This is a genomic window from Nonomuraea rubra (assembly GCF_014207985.1).
Taxonomy (GTDB): domain Bacteria; phylum Actinomycetota; class Actinomycetes; order Streptosporangiales; family Streptosporangiaceae; genus Nonomuraea; species Nonomuraea rubra.
The window spans coordinates 11,613,351-11,629,568 of the sequence record NZ_JACHMI010000001.1 but is presented as its reverse complement, the minus strand read 5'-3'; the positions used below and the strand labels follow the sequence as shown (position 1 = coordinate 11,629,568).

Genomic DNA, 16,218 nt, shown 5'->3' with positions numbered 1-16,218 from the left:
CGGGCCTTTCGCGTGCGACCGGATCCCGCTTCGCGGTGCTTCCGCGTGCAACCGGATGCCGTCCTGCGGTGTTGTAGAGAACGTGGTGGAAACCGACTGTCCCGACCCGGTGCGCAAGGCGCTGCTCGACGACCTCGACGAGGGGTTCGCCGAGCTGTACGGCGCCTACCGCGGCCTGGTCTTCTCGACCGCGCTGCGGCTGACCGGGCGCTGGGCCGACGCCGAGGACTACACGGCGGAGGCGTTCCTGCGCGCGTACCGGGCCCTGTCCGGGTACTCGCCCGAGCGCCTCGCCGGGCTGCAGCCGCGGGCCTGGCTGATGACGATCCTCATGAACGTCTGGCGCAACTGCGCCCGCGCCAAGTCCCGCAGGCCGCCGACCGACCTGGTCGAGGAGCCGCTGGACGAGGCCGACCCCGGCGAGGACGTCGAGGCGGCCGCCGTCCGCCGCGAGACCGGCGACGAACTGGCCGCGCTGCTGGGACAGCTCCCCGACGAGCAGCGGGCCGCGGTCGTGCTGCGCCACGTCGTGGACCTGCCGGTCAGCGAGATCGCCACCGTGCTGAAGATCCCCCAGGGCACGGTCAAGTCGCACGTGTCCAGGGGGCTGAGGCGGCTACGCGTACTAGGAGGTGCCCGATGACTCAGGATCCCCTGCTCACCGGACTCGCGGCACTCGCCGTGGAGCCGCCGGAGAGCCTGCTCGAACGGATCGCGGCCCGCTGGGTCCGCGTGCCGGCACCGATCGGGGAGCTGGCCGTGGCGTACACCGATCAGGGTGTGGCCTATGTGCACGCGGGAGAGGGCTTCGCGCAGGCGTTCAGGGAACGCTTCGGCCGCCCGCTGCTGCCGGCCGCCCGCCCGCCCGCCGGGCTGCTGCCCGCCCTGCGCACCGGCCGCCTGGGAGGGCTGCGGCTCGACCTGCGCGGGCTGAGCCCCTTCCAGCGTTCGGTCCTGGAGGCGGCGCGGGAGATTCCGCGCGGCGAGGTTCGGCCCTACGCCTGGATCGCCGCCCGCATCGGGCGCCCCAGGGCCGTACGGGCCGTCGGGACCGCGCTCGGGCGGAACCCGGTGCCGCTGCTCATCCCCTGCCACCGGGTCACCCGGTCGGACGGGATGGTGGGCGACTACGTGTTCGGCTCGCCGGCCAAGGAGCGGTTGCTGATCGAGGAAGGGGTGGATCTGGAGCGGGTGCGGGCGTTGGCGGGGGAGCGGGTGTTCTACCTGGCCAGCGACACGACCGGGGTGGTGTGCTTTCCGACCTGCCACAACGCGCGGCGCATCACGGCGGCGCACCGGCACGGGTTCCGCAGCCTCGCCCAGGCACGCGCGGCGGGCTACCGGCCGTGCCGCACCTGCCGGCCGGCCCAGGACGTCCCGGCGTAGCGCCCTGCGCTGGGCGAGTTCGGAACGCCCTGGCGTTGCGTCCGCACCGGGTGCCTCGCGTTGTGCTGGTTCACGACGCTCTGGCGTTGCGCCACGCCGGGCGTCGTACTCGTTGCGCCGGACGCCGCCGTACCCCGTCCCGCCGACCCGGCGCCGGTTGCGGCGGCGTGCCGGCACGCGGGCGCGCCGGGATGCGGTGGCGTGTCGGGTGGAACGGTGGTGGGGTGGGGGTCAGACGGGCTTGGTGGGGTAGCGCATGAGGAGTGTGGCGCGGACCACGTCGGGGCCGTGGGCCCGGTAGCCGTGCGGGACGTCCGACACCCAGGAGATGTGGTCACCGGGCCCGGCCGTGAGCGGCTCGTCCATGGGGCCGGCGCTGAGGGTGCCGGTGAAGACCGTGAGGTGCTCGCTGACCCCCTCGTGATGCGCCGGTGAGGTCTGCGTGAGCCCTGGCGGGATGCGCAGGCGGTACAGCTCGTACGTGACCCGATCGTCCTCGAACACCTCGAGCAGCTCGGCCTCGATGGCGGTGCCCCGCATGATCTGCGGTTCGGGCGGCGCGTCGAGGATGGCCCCGATCGGCACCCCGAGCTGCGCGGTGATCGCCCAGAGCGTTTCCAGGGTGGGGTTGCGCGTGCCGGTCTCCACGCCCGACAGCGTGGCCTTGCCGATGCCGGCGCGCTTGGCGAGCTCGGAGAGCGAGACGCCGCGCGCCTGGCGCAGCCGCCGCAGTCGATCTCCCACCACGCGAGGATCGGTGTCGAGTGCGGGCTGCGGCTCCATACAGCCATATTGCCGCACATCCGACCAGCATGTGGGTCCCGCTCCCCGACTCGTCGCAGTGGCCGCACCTCTGGAACCCGGCCGCGGTTCATGATCGCCGCGTGCTCATGATCGATCTGCGGAGAGTAGCGCTTTTGCCAGGTTGCGGCTGCGCCACAAGGGACAGACCGATACGATTCCACAGATGTCCGGATCGACAGGTGTGACGGCACCTCCGCGACCTGGGCCTACGCCGGCTCAGCAGATGCCCTCGCCGTACTCGCTGCCCCTGCACGCCCTTCGCCTGGCGGGCAAGTGCGCCCTGCCCTTGATCCTGTGGTTCTCGGCAGGTGAGCTGGCCCGCTGGGTGGTGCTCTACATCGCCACCGAGATCTCGCACGGCTCGTGGTGGCAGGCCCGGCTGGTCGCCACCCTGGTGCTGGTCACCATGGTGATCCTCATCTCCATGACCGTCGTCACCGGCATGTTCCTGTCTCTGCGCGAGGTCCTGTGGGAGACGCAGGCACGCAGGCGCGACGGCCAGGAGGACGAGAAGTTCTGGGTCTCGCTGAACCGGGTGGCACCCGCCTTCGCGGTCATCTACCTGGCCTGGGAGCTGTACTACCGGGACGCGAGCGACTTCCTCTCGATGGACCGGTTCCACAACCTGGACGACAATTTCTACACCCCGATACTCAACAACATCGCCAACGGTACCGACGAGAAGGCCACGTACGGGCTGGGCCTGGTCGGCCTGGACTGGCGGGTCTCCCTGGGCGCCATGGTGGTGACCTTCGGGCTGCGCATGCTCTTCTCGCGCCTGGTCGAGAGGGGCTCGGGGAAGTTCGCCGGCGTCGCAGCCGCGTTCGCCGAGTTCTCGTTCGTGTTCTGCGGCCTGAACGCCATCTTCACCTTCACGCAGCTACGCGGGGACTGGACCGAGCACCGCGCCGTCGTGAGCAGCGCCACCGAGGCGTGGAAGCACGCGCAGGAGACGGTGCCGGGCTGGAAGGCGTTCTGGGACTGGGTCGGAAGCGTCTGGCCGCACCTCATCGACGCGCTGGCCGTGCCGCTCACCTGGCTGGCCATCGCCGTGCTGGTCTTCGGCGCCTCCGTCGACGACGCCCGCCGCGCCCTGCGCGGCACCCGCCTGGAGCGGGGCATGGACAAGCTGGAGGAAAGCCACGACATCACCCAGCGCGCGGTGGACCGGGTCGTCGGCGGCTGGCGGGATCGCTGGGTGCCCGTCGCCAACGCCTTCCGGATCACCTTCCGGGGCGGCATGGCGCTGTTCGGGTTCATGTGCCTGCTGTACGTGGGCATCCACATCGGAGTCGAATACCTGGACAGGGGCGTACGGACGCTGATCGGCTCCGACGTCGCGTTCATGTGGCTGGTGGTCAGCAAGCCCGTGGTGTTCATCGGGAACCTGCTGACCACCTGCCTGTCCTACTGCGTGCTGGCCGCGGCGTTCGACATCGCGGCGACCAGGGCACGCCTGCGCGGCGAGGACATCACCGCCTGAACACCAGCACGTCCTTGTGCTTGGCCTTCTCCTGCTCCGCGGGGTCCGTCGGGACGGCGAACAGCTTGTCCGTCGGCGTGTCGGACCGGTAGGTGGTGTTCGGGCGCAGGTACAGCTCGACCTGGGCGGCCACCGTCTTGGGCACGACGGCGACGGCGTTGTAGGTGTAGGCCTTGCCCACCTCGGCGTCCTCGTCGAGCGCGACGTTGTCCTCCGTGACCTCCACCTGCCAGGAGCGGCCCTCGCGGTCCCGCAGCTCCAGCTCGGGCTTGGCGGTGAGCCTGATGCCCGTGTCGTCGGCGCCCTTCCTGGTGATCGTGATCTTCATCCACTGCCGCTCCGGCGCGGTGGGCTGCGGCGGATCCATGGTTTCGAGCCGGGCCTTCCACGACACGTGCTCGAACGTCAGCTCCTTGCCCGCCTCCACCACGTGCACGATGTCGGCGGGCTGGCCGCTGCGGTAGAAGAGGAACGCGTCCACGGTGGGCGCGCCGACCCCGACCAGCAGCGCGACGACCGCGCTCACGCCCAGCATGACCGTACGCGGACGGCGCGGCGGCGGAGCGGCCTGCCCCTCCGGCGTCCCGTCGGAGGGCGGGGGCGCATCGGACGAAGCCGCCTCCGGCTCGGCGGGGCCCGCGGGCGGCGCGACCATGCCGTGCGCGCCTGCCCCGGGGTGCTCGCCCCGGGCCGCCTGTGCGGGGTGCTCGCCCTGGCCCGCCTGTACGCCGGGGAACGGTGGCATCGGGCCCGCCGCGGGAACGGCCGGGAGGGGCTGCGTGGAGCCGGTGCGGAAACCCGGGTGCGCGGGCGGCCAGACCTGCTGGTCCGGCTGGGTGCCGCGCCGGGGCGCGAACGGGTCGGTCTGCGGAGGCTGCCGCCGCGGCCCGGGCCGGTGACCCGCCTGGCCACCACCCTGCGGAGGCTGCTGGTCGAACCGGGGCTGGTGCAGGGGCTGCGTGGGCTGCCCGTGCTGCGGCCGGTAGGGGGCCTGCCCCGGCTGCCCCGGCTGCCCCGCCTGGCCGGGCTGGGGGTACTGGGGCTGATGCGGGGGTTGCGCGGCCTGGCCGGGCTGCGGCCGCTGCGGTAGCTGGCCGGGCGGCGCGGGCCGCGGATGAGGCTGCGTGGGCCGCCCGTGCTGAGGCTCGTAGTGCGGTTGTGCCGGGTCCTGACCCTGGGGCGGCTGCCCGTGCGCTGGCTGCCCGTGCGCTGGCTGGCCGTGCGCTGGCTGGCCGTGCGGAGGCTGGCCATACGCCGGCTGCCCGTGCGGAGCAGGCTGGCCGTGCAGAGGCTGCCCATACGCCGGCTGCCCGTATGCAGGCCGCTCGTCATCGTGCGCCGGAACAGCAGGGTGCGGAACGGTGTCCTCCGACTGGGACGGCTGGCCGGAAGGCGGCGCGAACCAGTCGCGGTTCGATTCGTTCTGGCTCATGGCCTTACTTCTTCTTCTCGTCCAGGTCGTAGACCTCCGCGGGCGCGGAGCCGAGCTGCTTGGCGGCGGCCTCGTCGATGCCGAGGTCGACCTGCGCCTCCGGCGGCAGCGGCTCGGAGTAGAGCCCGCTGACCGGCAGCGTGAAGACGGCCTGCGCCCCCGGCAGCGCCGTGGCCGGCACCTCGAAGACGTACCTGCCCTTCGACCACCACCCCGGCTGGATCCACGGGTACGCCAGCGTGTCCATCTTGTCGACCTTGTCGCTCGCCACGAACTTCTTGCCGTCGGCGGTGAGCAACTGGGCCTCACCCAGGTGGAGCGGCTTGCTCGGCACCGTGGCCGCGGCCTCGACGACCAGGAAGACCTGATCCGTCGCGGTGGTCTTCCCGTCGGCCTTGAGGGTCTTGGCCGAGGACACCTTCTCCACCCGGACGGAGAAGCGGCCCGCGTCGACGTTCTCCCCCTTCGCCCCCGTGTACGTGAGCGGCATGCTGTGATCGTCGCCCGACAGGTCCAGGGACTGGATCCCCACGGCCCCGGCGGCCAGCAGCAGCCCCACCACGAGGTGCAGCGCCCCGGATCCTCGCTCCCGCCGGGCCGCCTGCCTGCGGGAGCGCCCCCCGCGCGGCGCCACGCTGCGTTCCTGAGTCGCGGTCATCACGCCCCCTCTGGCTTGACCGGCAGGGTGACCTTGGCGGCGACCGTGTTCTCGTCCTCTTCCGTGAGCGGGTCCTGCTCGCTCTCGAGGAACCACTCGGAGGTGTCCTCCAGGGCGTTCTCGAACAACTTGTACTTGCCGACGTCGTAGGTGATCTGCTCGGGCGCCTGCGCCGAACCCTCCAGCTCGTAGCGCGCCACCACGATGGACGGAATGCCGGGATGCAGCTGGGAGTACTGGCCGCCGTGGGAGGACACGAAGAGGTCGCCCCCGGTCTCCGACTTGATCGCCGGCGTCATCTTCAGCAACGTGGCCCCGAAGTTCCAGCCGCCGCTCTTGCCCGAGGGCAGGCCGCCCACGTTGACGGTCTCGTCGGTCTTGTTGGTCACCTTGAAGATCACGTCGAGGAACCGCTTGTCCTCGGCGAAGTCGTTCTCCGCACGCTGTAGAGTGATCTTGGACTCGACGAACTGGGTGTCGAACCGCCCTTGGTCCAGCACCTGTCCGGGCTTGAGCTGAGGAGGCGCGGGATCCGGTCGCTCGTTCAGGCCACCCAGCAGAGCGGTGATTCCGATGGCGGCGAGCGCCACCAGGGCGATCGCGGGCACCACTACCGGGCGTCTGGGCTTGTCAGTGCTGCCGCCGGAGGGTTCCGTCATGGGTAAGGATGGTAATAGGTCTCGCTTGTCCCATCTGCCGCAATGCTCCCATCGAGCCGGTCGAATTGCCGAGAACCCTGCCGCTATAGCGCTTGTAACTCATACGCTGTCACGGAGCGGAAAGGGCTGACCCCTACTCCTCATGACATATCGGCGGCCGGAGGGTCACGTGGCAGACGTGCATCCCGAGCATGCCCAGCTCCAGGCGGACCGCATCTACCTGGGCTGGCAGTACATCCTGCTGCATCCCGACCCGGGCCCCCCGCCCCGACGCCCCTCGCCCGTCGAGGAGTCGCCGGACGAGCCCGACCCCGCCGAGCAGGAGCTGCTGCGCCGCGAGCGCATGCAGGAGGACATGCTCAACCGGCCGGTCCGGTTCCTGCGGATGTTCATGCTGGCCCTGACCGTGGTGATCCTGGCCGTCGCCCTGGCCGGCTACCTCGCCTGGCCCTTCGCGCTGGTCGCGCTGGCCGCCGCCGGCGGCGTGGCGGCCATCCTCAGCTACGCGCTGCTGCAGGGCGACCGCGCGGTCAGGTACCGGGTGCTCGAACAGCAGGCCAGGGACGAACGGCAGCGCCGGGAACGCGACAAGGACCTGTTCCGCGCCCAGGAGGAGCACGCCCAGCGCTACCGGGAGTGGCAGGAGTCCAAGGAGCGCCACGACAGGCAGCTCACCTGGTACGCGGTCGCCGTCCCCGACGAGCTCGACCGCATCGACGTGGCCGGCGGCACGTTACCGGGCTGGTCCGCGCTGGTCACGCTGCTCGGCGCCACCCGGCTCTACAGCGGCGGTCACCTGACCGTGCTGGACCTGTCGGAGGGCGCGATCGCCAAGGACCTCATCGAGCTGGCCCGCAAGGGCGGCGACGACCCGCTGGTCTGGGTGCTGCCCGTAGACCTGCCCCGGCTCGACCTGGGCGCCACGCTCAAGCCCGAGGCGTTCGCGGACGTGCTGGCGCATGTGGTGAGCGTGAGTGAGGAGCAGCGCAGCACCCGCGACCTCAGCTTCGACAACGCGATCCTGGAGCGCGTGCTGGAGGTGCTCGGCGAGAACGCCACGATCAGCCAGGTCACCGCCGCGCTGCGAGCGCTGGCGCAGGTCGGCGACCCGCGCGACGACCTGCGGTTCGGGCTGATCACCGCGACCCAGCTGGAGCGCATCGGCACGCTGTTCGGGCGCGGCGTGAGCGACCGGGTGGTGATCGAGCGGGCCTGGGCGCTGGAGTCGCAGTTACGCAAGCTGGAGACGCTCGGCACGCAGGCCGTACGGCTGCCGCCCGCCCGGCTCCGGGTGGTGAGCATGGACCGGCAGGCCGGCGTGTTCGGCAACCGGGTGCTCGGCACGTACGTGGCCACCGCCCTGACCCACATCCTGCGCCAGTCGCCCTCCTCCGACCGGCCCTGGTACCACACGATCATCGTGGCCGGGGCGGACAAGCTCAGGGGTGACGTGCTGGACCGGCTGATGGACGCGTGCGAGACCTCGCGTACCGGGCTCGTCCTGACGTACCGCTCGCTGACCCCCACCGTGCGGGAGCGGCTCGGCAGGGGGCACGCCGCGGTGGCGTTCATGCGGCTCGGCAACGCCGAGGACGCGCGGGTCGCCAGCGAGCACGTCGGCACCGAGCACCGGCTGGAGCTGGCACAGCTCACAGAGACGATCAGCGAGTCGCTGCCGGGCCTCGACGGCGGTTACACCTCCACGATCTCCCAGGTCGAGGAGGACCGGGAGGAGCGCGACGGCGACCACGCGGACCTCGCGGAGGACATCACCGAGTCCACCGAGTGGGGCAGGACCGCCGACAAGATCTCGGAGAAGGAGCGGGTGCTGCAGCGCTCGCGCGAGTTCCTCGTCGAGCCGCACCAGCTCCAGCAGCTCCCCACGACGTCCGTGATCGTCACGGACGCCACCGCGGACGGCCGCCGGGTACGCCTGGCGGACGCCAACCCGGCCATCCTCACCTTCCCCAAGACCACGCTCGGCGAGCTGGAGGACGTCCGGGAGGCGGTGCTGTCGCTGAACCCCCAGGCCGTGGACGGCAACGGAGAGCCGCCACCGAACCTCGGGCCACCACCGCCACGCCTGGACTGGCGCAAGGGCAGGCAATGACATGGTCAATGTCGAGGTGATGAGCTGACGGTTGGCGGAATTTAACAAAGAACCGTCTGTGGGGGATTGAAATGCAGCCGAGTGTCTCGCTGAGCGGGCCCTGGTACCGGATTCAGTCGATCGCAGCACCCTCGCGAAGCTCGTCGGCGGAATGGGATTTCGTCACTGTGCTTCCCGCGGTGCTGTCGGCGGCGCAGCGCGACCGGCCGTTCGTCATCGGATGGTTGTCGCGGGGCTCGGGGGCGCCGCTCGAACTCATCACCAACGCCGGCCCCTTGTCGCCGCCGCGCCAGCCACGCAGGTCCACGGACCTGCCCGACGACCCGAGCGGGCCGCAGCCGCTGCTGTTCCCCGGCGGGGCCCGCGGGGTGCGGCTGAACCAGGAGTACCTGGCCGACTTGGCGGATCTGGTGTGGACGCCGTGCCCGGGGCGGCAGGCGCCGCCACTGGGCAGCAAGGGCCGCGAGTTCGACCCGGACGAGCTGAAACGGCCCACGTTGTTCGAGTCGACGCTGGTGACGCTGATGTCGCGGCCGTTCGCCTGGCTGGTCGTGGCCGAGCCGACGGACCTGCTCGACGCAGAGGTGGCGCACCTGCGTACGCAGCTCAACGTGCTGCGGCAGTACGGCGACGCCTCCGAGCGCTCCCGCTTCGACGCCGAGCGGGCCGAGCGCCGCATGCAGGAGCTGGACGCCTTCCGCGAGGCCGGCCTGTGGAACGTGCGGGTGCTGGCCGGCGGGGCCACGGCCGACGAGCTGCGGCAGATCGCGCCCGTGCTCGTCGGGTCCGTCGAGATGAGCCAGCACCCGTACCGGCTGCGCAGCTCGCACGGCGCCGCCTACTCCCTGACGGAGGCCCTGGCCATCACCATGCAGGACCCGGCCGACGGCGCCGCCGCCCCGTTCGCCGCCACCGCGGGGGCGCTGGCCGCGCTGGCCGGGCTGCCCAGGCGGGAGGTGCCCGGCGTACGCGTGCTCGACTCGGGCTTCTTCGACGTGACCTCGGAGTCGGAGGGCGGCGAGCTGGAGCTCGGGGAGATCCTCGACGGGCAGGACCGCGCCGTGGGCTCCTTCCGGGTGCCGCTGGCCACGCTGAACCGGCACGCGTTCGTCACGGGCGCGACCGGCTCCGGCAAGTCGCAGACCGTACGGCACCTGCTGGAGCAGCTCAGCAGGGCCCGCATCCCGTGGCTGGCCATCGAGCCGGCCAAGTCCGAGTACGCCGCCATGGCCGGCCGCGTCGACGAGCCCGTCACCGTGATCAACCCGTCGGCGCCCGACGGCGTGCCGCTCAGCGTCAACCCGCTCGAACCCGAGCCGGGCTACCCCGTCCAGGCGCACATCGACATGGTCAGGGCGCTGTTCATGGCCGCGTTCGACGCCGAGGAGCCGTTCCCGCAGATCATGTCGCTGGCGCTGCAGCGCGTCTACGAGGCGACGGGCTGGGACGTGGTCACCGGCGGCGCCGTGCCCGGCTCGAACGTGCCGCCCAGCGTCCCCACCCTCGAACAGCTCCAGCAGCACGCCATGGACGTGATCAAGGAGATCGGCTACGGCCGCGAGGTGCAGGCGGACGTCGAGGGCTTCATCTCGCTGCGGCTGCGCTCGCTGCGCGTCGGCTCGGCCGGGCGCTTCTTCGAGGGCGGCCACCCCGCCGACATCGGCGGCCTGCTGGAACGCCAGGTCGTGCTGGCCATCGAGGACGTGGCCAACGACGAGGACAAGGCGTTCCTCATGGGCACGCTGATCATCCGGATCGTCGAGCACCTGCGCATGCGGGCCAGGCGGGAGCGCTCGGCGGAGCTGCGCCACGTCATCGTGATCGAGGAGGCGCACCGGCTGCTGCGCGACCGCGGCCACGGCCGGGCCTCCACCCACGCCGTCGAGCTGCTGGCCGGGATGCTCGCCGAGATCAGGGCGTACGGGGAGGGCATCGTGGTGGCCGAGCAGATCCCCACCAAGCTCGTCCCCGACGTCGTGAAGAACACCGCGCTGAAGGTCGTGCACCGGCTGCCCGCCGAGGACGACAGGCAGCTCGTCGGCGCCGCCATGAACCTCAGCGACGAGCAGTCGCGCCACGTGGTGTCGCTGCAGCCGGGCTCGGCCGCGGTGTTCGCCGACGGGATGGACCGGCCGCTGCGGGTGCGCGTACCGCTCGGGGAGTCCAGGGAGAAGGCGCTGCCGGGCCCGCCGCCGCCCATCCGCGGCCGCCGCTCGGCGGCGTGCGGCGCGCAGTGCCGTACGGGGCTGGCGTGCACGCTGGTGGAGCTGCGCGAGGCCGACGTGCTGGCCGGCGCGGCCGAGTGGGCGTGGCTGCGCATCTGGTGCGACACGGTCGTGCTGGCCTTCGTCGGCAACCGGCCGCTGCCGGGCGTGCCGCGCGCCCTGTCTGCCGCCTGGGGCGACCTGCCGGCGCGGCGCCGCGAATGCCTGCTCGCCACCCTGATCGAGCGCTCGGTGCAGCGGCGGGCCTGGTCGCTGCGCACGTGGTTCGACCCGGCCCTGCTGACCGAGAAGGCCGCCGAGACGGCCACGCGGCTGCTGGCCGGCGCCGACAGCGGCGGCGAGCGTCCAGGGGCGTCCTGGGTCATCCCGCAGGTGCGCTGGCTGCACGAGGTGGACAGGCTCTTCCCGTACGGCCAGCCGGCCCCGAACCTGCGCAGCCCCGCACCCCCCATGGAGTACGCCCTGTTCCGCCAGCCAGGCGGCCCCGCCACCGGCCCAGGCTCCGTCGAGCCCGAGCTGCTCGGCCACCGGGCCAAGGCGCTGCGGCACCACCCGCTGTCGATGGAGGTGGACCACAACCGGGCGCTGGCCTGGCGGGTGATCCTCGGCGACGACGAGCACGAGGGGGTGCAGCGCGACATCGGCACGGTGGCGATCGGCGTGGAGTCGTCGGCCAGGATCAGGCACGTGGGGCAGACGATGGGGGCGGGCTGGCTGGAGGGCGTGCTGTCGTGGCCGCGCCGCTTCGTGCTGCCGTTCGAGCAGGGCGGCTCGCCGGAGATCGCGTTCGCCGACCCGCCGAGCGCCTGATCGTAAAGGGGCGTTTTCGCGCGTGTCTCCAGACTTGGGGCCAACGCCGACTAGGATCCTTGCTCATGACCCAGCTTCCTCTGCGGGCCCAGCTCGCCAGTGCCCTGGGCCGCAGCGCCGCCACGCTGTCCAGGATGACCGGGCGTGGCGACGGCTCGGTGATCGGCGGTCGGGTCGGCCTGCTGCTCGAGCCCGACCTCCTGCGCCAGCTGGCCCGCGACCGCAAGCTGGCCCTGGTCAGTGCGACCAACGGCAAGACCACCACCACGAGGTTGATCACCTCGGCGCTGCTGGAGTTCGGCGAGGTGGCCACGAACGCGTTCGGCGCCAACATGCCCGCCGGCCACGTCTCCGCGCTCTCCCAGCACAAGCGCGCCCCCTACGGTGTGCTGGAGGTGGACGAGAAGTATCTGCCCGAGGTGCTCGCCCCGACCGGCGCCGGCCTCGTCTGCCTGATGAACCTCAGCCGCGACCAGATGGACCGCGCCGCCGAGATCTGGCTGCTGGCGCAGAAGTGGCGCAGGGCCCTGTCCGGCAAGCCCACCCACGTCATCGCCAACTGCGACGACCCGCTCGTCACCTGGGGCGCCTCCACGGCGGCCAAGGTCACCTGGGTCGCGGGCGGCCAGCGGTGGAAGGAAGACTCCTGGTGCTGCCCCGAGTGCGGCGGCCCGCTCGACCGCAAGGACGCCGACTGGGCGTGCCGGGAGTGCACGTTCCACCGGCCGGAGCCGCAGTGGGTGGTCGCCGACGACTCGGTGATCGACCCGCGCGGGCAGCGCTGGCTGCTCGACATCCAGCTCCCCGGCCAGGCCAACCGCTCCAACGCGGTGATGGCGCTGGCGGTGGCCGAGGCGTTCGGGCTGCCGGTGGAGCGGGCGCTGCCCCGGCTGCGCGAGGTCACCTCGGTGGCGGGCCGCTACACCACCGTCGAGCGCGAGGGCCGGCACGCGCGGCTGCTGCTGGCCAAGAACCCGGCGGGCTGGCTGGAGGCGTTCGACGTCGCCGACCCGCAGCTCCCGATCATCCTGTCGGTCAACGCGCAGGGCCCCGACGGGCGCGACACCTCGTGGTTGTGGGACGTCGACTACCGCATCCTGCGCGGGCGCCCGGTGTTCGTCACCGGCGAGCGCCGCCTCGACCTGGCGCTCCGGCTCGACGTGGCGGACGTGCCGTTCACGCTGTGCGGCACGTTCACGGAGGCGCTGGCCATGCAGCCGCCCGGGCGGGTGGACGTGATCGCCAACTACACCGCCTTCCAGCAGATCCGATCGGAGTTCGGCCGTGCCGTCTGACAGCGCCCTTCGCATCGTCTGGATCTACCCCGACCTGCTGAGCACGTACGGTGACCAGGGCAACGTGCTGGTCCTGGAGCAGCGGGCGCAGCGCAGGGGGATCGAGACCGAGACGATCCACGTACGCTCGGCCGACCCGGTCCCCGAGACCGGCGACATCTACCTGATCGGCGGCGGCGAGGACCGCCCGCAGATCCTGGCCGCCCAGCGCCTGCGCAGGGACGGCGGCCTGCACCGCGCCATCGCGCGCGGCGCGGCCATGCTGGCGGTGTGCGCCGGTTACCAGATCATGGGCAGCACGTTCGGCGGCGAGGAGGGCCAGCCGGTCGACGGCATGGGCCTGCTCGACATCTCCAGCGCCCGCGGCCCCGCGCGGGCGGTGGGCGAGCTGGTGGCCGAGGTGGACGCCGCGCTCAACCTGCCCACGCTGACCGGTTTCGAGAACCACATGGGCGTCACCCACCTGGGCCCCGGCGTCCGGCCGCTGTCGCGGACGGTCAAGGGCGTGGGCAACGGCGACGGGTTCGAGGGCTGCTACGCGGGGCACGTCGTGGGCACCTACCTGCACGGGCCGGCGCTGGCGCGCAACCCGGCGCTGGCGGACCTGCTGCTGTCGTGGCGGGTGGGCGAGCTGGCGCCGCTCGACGACTCCCGCTACGAGGCGCTGCGCCAGGAACGCCTGGCGACGGTGCTGCAGTCCACCTGAGGGCCGATGACGTGAATCGCCCCGAAGCGGGGTAGAACGTCGGCCGTGGGATCCACGGTCACCGTCCCCCAGACCCGCTCGATGAGCGGGGAGGAGCTGTCCGCCGACGACGCGTGGGAGACGCTGCGCAAGTACGGCGGCTGGCACTTCGTGCGCGACTCGTTCACCAGGTTCCGGTACGGCGACGGCATGAGCCATTCGCGGGCCCTGGCGTTCCAGATCTGTCTGGCCATCATCCCCGGCGCCATCGCCGTCGTCGGCCTGAGCGCGGTCACCCACCAGGAGGAGCTGGGCCGGGTGCTGCGGCTGACGCTGAGCGCGCTGGCGCCCGGCGGCGGCGCGGAGGCCGTCGCGCAGGTGCTCGCCGGTGGGAACGGCACCAGGGACGAGCTGGCCCTCTGGCTGGGCCTGGCCACCACGCTGGCCGCGCTCGCCTCGGCGATGGCGCAGTTCGAGCGGGGAGCGAACCGGATCTACGGCGTCGAGCGCGACCGGCCGTTCCACCGCAAGTACGCCAGGGCGGTCGTGCTGGCGCTGACCGCCGGGATCTGCATGATCACCGGCTTCACGGTCCTGGTGGGCGGCGGCGAGCTCGGCGACGCCCTGAGCGAGACGTACGGCTGGGGAGCCGGAGCCCGCCAGGCCTTCGCCCTCGTCCGCTGGCCGATCGGCTTCCTGCTGGCCCTCGCCTCCACGGTCACCCTGTTCAGGGCCTCGCCCCGGCGCAGGCAGCCCGGCCACACGTGGCTGGCCGCCGGGGCGCTGGTGGCGCTGGGGTTATGGACGCTGTTCACGCTGGCCCTGGCGGCCTACACCGAGTACAACAGCTCGTTCGGCGCCACGTACGGGCCGCTGACCGCCGTGATGGCGCTGCTGCTGTGGTCGTTCCTCAGCTCGATCGCGCTCTTCCTGGGCCTGGCGTTCGCGGCGCAGCTCGAAGCGTGCCGCGCGGGCTGCGTCGAGCCCGCGCACCCCGACTCGGGGCCGACGGCTACGGAGGAGCGCGAACCCCTGGTGGGAGAGGTCGGCTCGGCGATGATCGGCGCGGTCAGGGGCCTGTTCCGCAGGAGAAGGCCCGCTCGGGGGCGCCAGGACGGCTCAGGAGCCCGGGGCGACGTCAACCACGCTTCCTGAGCTGACTGCGTACGACGAGTGCCACACCCACCCAGACGAGCAGTTGCATCACGCTGTTCCTGGCATGCCGCCACCAGGTGACGGGCTGCTCTCCCATCGCCAGGGAGATGGCGACTGCGAGCAGGAAGAAGCACACCGCGGCGATCGCCCCGAGAACCGTCAGCGCGGCGATGGGGTGGGCGTTGATCTGCCTGCCGTACCAGTGGCCGGCAGCGTTGATCCTTGTCCGTATCGCACCGATCGTCCTCACGATCACCATCGTAAGCGGTCGATGCCGCCGAGATCAGTAGACCAGGGCCTGCACGCCCTCCGCGGTCACTTCCTCGACGAACGCCGGCGCGCCCGCGATCCGTACCCCCTCGATGAGGTCGTCCACGGTGATGTTCCTGCGCGCGGCGCACTGCGTGCAGAGCGTCACCCGGCCCGCCGCCAGCACGGCGTCGAGCAGGTCGGCGAGCGGCGCGGCATGCGGCAGCGCGAACTCCTTGGCCCGGCCGGGCAGCGCGAACCACGACGACTCGCCGGTCAGCCACAGCGAGACGGATACCCCGCTCGCGAGCGCGGCGGCCGCGACCGTGAACGCCTGGTTGCAGCGCTCGGGAGCGTCGGCTCCAGCGGTCACCTTGATCACCAGTGAACGTGCCATATCCGTCACCCTAGCTCCGCGGGCGGCCGTACGGGCGTGGTACGCCACTACGCTTGGGAACCATGGAAGAACCTGAGGTGCACCCCGACCTGGAGCCCATCGCGTTCCTGCTCGGGCGGTGGGAAGGCGCCGGCGTGGGCGGCTACCCGACGATCGAGAGCTTCAACTTCGGCCAGGAGATCGAGTTCGGGCACAACGGCAAACCGTTCCTGACGTACGTGAGCCGCACCTGGCTGCTCGACGAGGCCGGCAACCGGGTCAGGCCGCTGGCCACGGAGTCCGGCTACTGGCGGTCCCTGCCCGACCGGCAGATCGAGGTCGTGCTCTCGCACCCCACCGGGATCGTCGAGATCTACATCGGCGAGGTCGTCTTCCACAAGATCGAGCTGCGTACGGACGTGGTGGCGCGCACCGCCACGGCCAAGGAGTACACCGCGGGCCATCGCCTGTACGGCCTGGTCAACGGCAACCTCATGTGGGCGTACGAGATGGCGGCCGTCGGTCACCCGCTCACGGACCACATGTCGGCAGAGCTGAAGAAGGTGGCCTGAACCGATGAGCACGCCGTTCACCGCCGACGCCATCGAGGCGATCAAGCGGCACATGAATGACGACCACGCCGACGACGGGCTGATCATCGTACGGGGGCTCGGCGGGCGGCCCGAGGCCAAGACGGCGCTGACCAGCGACGTCGACGCCGAGGCGATCACGTTCACGATCGACGGCGGGGAGCGGGTGCGCGTGCCCTGGGGCGAGACGCTTACCGAGCGGGCCCAGGTGCGCAAGGCCGTCGTGCGGCTCTACCGCGAGGCGTGCGAGAAGCTCGGCCTCCAGGCCCGCGGCGAGCACTGAAAATGAAGAAGGGCCCCA

The 16,218-nt window shown here is 71.8% G+C and carries 17 protein-coding genes; 11 read left to right on the top strand and 6 right to left on the bottom strand.

Annotated elements, in window-relative coordinates; all coding sequences use genetic code 11:
• Positions 1–82 precede the first annotated feature (82 nt).
• A complete protein-coding gene (locus HD593_RS53200; RefSeq protein WP_312904369.1) occupies positions 83–643 on the top strand; it encodes an RNA polymerase sigma factor in 561 nt (186 codons plus the stop codon).
• Positions 640–1,386, top strand: coding sequence for a methylated-DNA--[protein]-cysteine S-methyltransferase (locus HD593_RS53195; RefSeq protein WP_185110450.1), 747 nt, complete (start codon positions 640–642; stop codon positions 1,384–1,386). Before HD593_RS53200 ends, HD593_RS53195 begins: the two co-directional genes overlap by 4 nt.
• Before the next feature lie 231 nt (positions 1,387–1,617).
• On the opposite strand, the gene HD593_RS53190 is transcribed toward HD593_RS53195, so the two are convergent.
• Positions 1,618–2,130 carry a helix-turn-helix domain-containing protein gene (locus HD593_RS53190; protein WP_312904368.1) on the bottom strand — a complete coding sequence of 171 codons (513 nt, stop codon included), beginning with the start codon at positions 2,128–2,130 and terminating at the stop codon, positions 1,618–1,620.
• A gap of 283 nt (positions 2,131–2,413) precedes the next feature.
• On the opposite strand from HD593_RS53190, the gene HD593_RS53185 reads away from it, so the two are divergent.
• Positions 2,414–3,673 (top strand): hypothetical protein, encoded by a 1,260-nt coding sequence (locus tag HD593_RS53185; protein ID WP_185110448.1) that lies wholly within the window; start codon positions 2,414–2,416, stop codon positions 3,671–3,673.
• Here HD593_RS53185 and HD593_RS53180 read toward each other — a convergent pair.
• A complete protein-coding gene (locus tag HD593_RS53180) occupies positions 3,663–4,328 on the bottom strand; it encodes a flagellar basal body-associated FliL family protein (RefSeq protein WP_185110447.1) in 666 nt (221 codons plus the stop codon). The genes HD593_RS53185 and HD593_RS53180 overlap by 11 nt on opposite strands.
• Before the next feature lie 3 nt (positions 4,329–4,331).
• On the opposite strand from HD593_RS53180, the gene HD593_RS53175 reads away from it, so the two are divergent.
• The gene (locus HD593_RS53175) at positions 4,332–4,763 is read left to right on the top strand and encodes a hypothetical protein (RefSeq protein ID WP_185110446.1); all 432 of its coding nucleotides are present in this window, start codon (positions 4,332–4,334) and stop codon (positions 4,761–4,763) included.
• 346 nt (positions 4,764–5,109) lie between these two features.
• Here the strand turns inward: HD593_RS53175 and HD593_RS53170 are convergent, their stop codons facing one another.
• Together HD593_RS53170 and HD593_RS53165 are read right to left on the bottom strand one after the other, a co-directional pair.
• A complete protein-coding gene (locus HD593_RS53170; protein ID WP_185110445.1) occupies positions 5,110–5,763 on the bottom strand; it encodes a hypothetical protein in 654 nt (217 codons plus the stop codon).
• The gene (locus HD593_RS53165) at positions 5,763–6,422 is read right to left on the bottom strand and encodes a hypothetical protein (RefSeq protein WP_185110444.1); all 660 of its coding nucleotides are present in this window, start codon (positions 6,420–6,422) and stop codon (positions 5,763–5,765) included. Before HD593_RS53165 ends, HD593_RS53170 begins: the two co-directional genes overlap by 1 nt.
• Before the next feature lie 169 nt (positions 6,423–6,591).
• On the opposite strand from HD593_RS53165, the gene HD593_RS53160 reads away from it, so the two are divergent.
• The 5 genes from HD593_RS53160 to HD593_RS53140 all read left to right on the top strand — a co-directional run bounded on the left by HD593_RS53160 (position 6,592) and on the right by HD593_RS53140 (position 14,702).
• Positions 6,592–8,532 (top strand): hypothetical protein, encoded by a 1,941-nt coding sequence (locus tag HD593_RS53160; RefSeq protein WP_185110443.1) that lies wholly within the window; start codon positions 6,592–6,594, stop codon positions 8,530–8,532.
• A gap of 167 nt (positions 8,533–8,699) precedes the next feature.
• Positions 8,700–11,567 carry an ATP-binding protein gene (locus tag HD593_RS53155; protein WP_312904367.1) on the top strand — a complete coding sequence of 956 codons (2,868 nt, stop codon included), beginning with the start codon at positions 8,700–8,702 and terminating at the stop codon, positions 11,565–11,567.
• A 65-nt stretch (positions 11,568–11,632) separates the two neighbouring features.
• Entirely contained in the window at positions 11,633–12,862 is a 1,230-nt protein-coding gene (locus HD593_RS53150) for a MurT ligase domain-containing protein (protein ID WP_185110441.1), read from the top strand.
• Entirely contained in the window at positions 12,852–13,568 is a 717-nt protein-coding gene (locus tag HD593_RS53145; protein ID WP_185110440.1) for a type 1 glutamine amidotransferase, read from the top strand. Before HD593_RS53150 ends, HD593_RS53145 begins: the two co-directional genes overlap by 11 nt.
• A gap of 45 nt (positions 13,569–13,613) precedes the next feature.
• Positions 13,614–14,702, top strand: a complete 1,089-nt coding sequence (locus HD593_RS53140) for a YihY/virulence factor BrkB family protein (RefSeq protein WP_185110439.1) — start codon at positions 13,614–13,616, stop codon at positions 14,700–14,702.
• Here the strand turns inward: HD593_RS53140 and HD593_RS53135 are convergent.
• Together HD593_RS53135 and HD593_RS53130 are read right to left on the bottom strand one after the other, a co-directional pair.
• Complete coding sequence (locus HD593_RS53135; RefSeq protein ID WP_185110438.1) at positions 14,686–14,952, bottom strand: hypothetical protein; 267 nt, start codon at positions 14,950–14,952, stop codon at positions 14,686–14,688. The two genes, HD593_RS53140 and HD593_RS53135, sit on opposite strands and share 17 nt — an antisense overlap.
• A 33-nt stretch (positions 14,953–14,985) precedes the next feature.
• On the bottom strand, positions 14,986–15,348 hold the full coding sequence (locus HD593_RS53130) for a DsrE family protein (RefSeq protein ID WP_185110437.1): 363 nt from the start codon (positions 15,346–15,348) through the stop codon (positions 14,986–14,988).
• A gap of 62 nt (positions 15,349–15,410) precedes the next feature.
• On the opposite strand from HD593_RS53130, the gene HD593_RS53125 reads away from it, so the two are divergent.
• A complete protein-coding gene (locus HD593_RS53125; protein WP_185110436.1) occupies positions 15,411–15,899 on the top strand; it encodes a heme-binding beta-barrel domain-containing protein in 489 nt (162 codons plus the stop codon).
• Positions 15,900–15,903: 4 nt separating this feature from the next.
• Positions 15,904–16,200 carry a DUF2470 domain-containing protein gene (locus tag HD593_RS53120; protein WP_185110435.1) on the top strand — a complete coding sequence of 99 codons (297 nt, stop codon included), beginning with the start codon at positions 15,904–15,906 and terminating at the stop codon, positions 16,198–16,200.
• Positions 16,201–16,218 lie beyond the last annotated feature (18 nt).

Bases quoted from the DNA above. Each gene is read 5' to 3' on its own strand.
- HD593_RS53165 (WP_185110444.1), bottom strand. From the start codon at position 6,422: ATGACGGAACCCTCCGGCGGCAGCACTGACAAGCCCAGACGCCCGGTA.
- HD593_RS53130 (WP_185110437.1), bottom strand. From the start codon at position 15,348: ATGGCACGTTCACTGGTGATCAAGGTGACCGCTGGAGCCGACGCTCCC.
- HD593_RS53185 (WP_185110448.1), top strand. From the start codon at position 2,414: ATGCCCTCGCCGTACTCGCTGCCCCTGCACGCCCTTCGCCTGGCGGGC.
- HD593_RS53195 (WP_185110450.1), top strand. From the start codon at position 640: ATGACTCAGGATCCCCTGCTCACCGGACTCGCGGCACTCGCCGTGGAG.
- HD593_RS53125 (WP_185110436.1), top strand. From the start codon at position 15,411: ATGGAAGAACCTGAGGTGCACCCCGACCTGGAGCCCATCGCGTTCCTG.
- HD593_RS53120 (WP_185110435.1), top strand. From the start codon at position 15,904: ATGAGCACGCCGTTCACCGCCGACGCCATCGAGGCGATCAAGCGGCAC.
- HD593_RS53170 (WP_185110445.1), bottom strand. From the start codon at position 5,763: ATGACCGCGACTCAGGAACGCAGCGTGGCGCCGCGCGGGGGGCGCTCC.
- HD593_RS53180 (WP_185110447.1), bottom strand. From the start codon at position 4,328: ATGGTCGCGCCGCCCGCGGGCCCCGCCGAGCCGGAGGCGGCTTCGTCC.
- HD593_RS53150 (WP_185110441.1), top strand. From the start codon at position 11,633: ATGACCCAGCTTCCTCTGCGGGCCCAGCTCGCCAGTGCCCTGGGCCGC.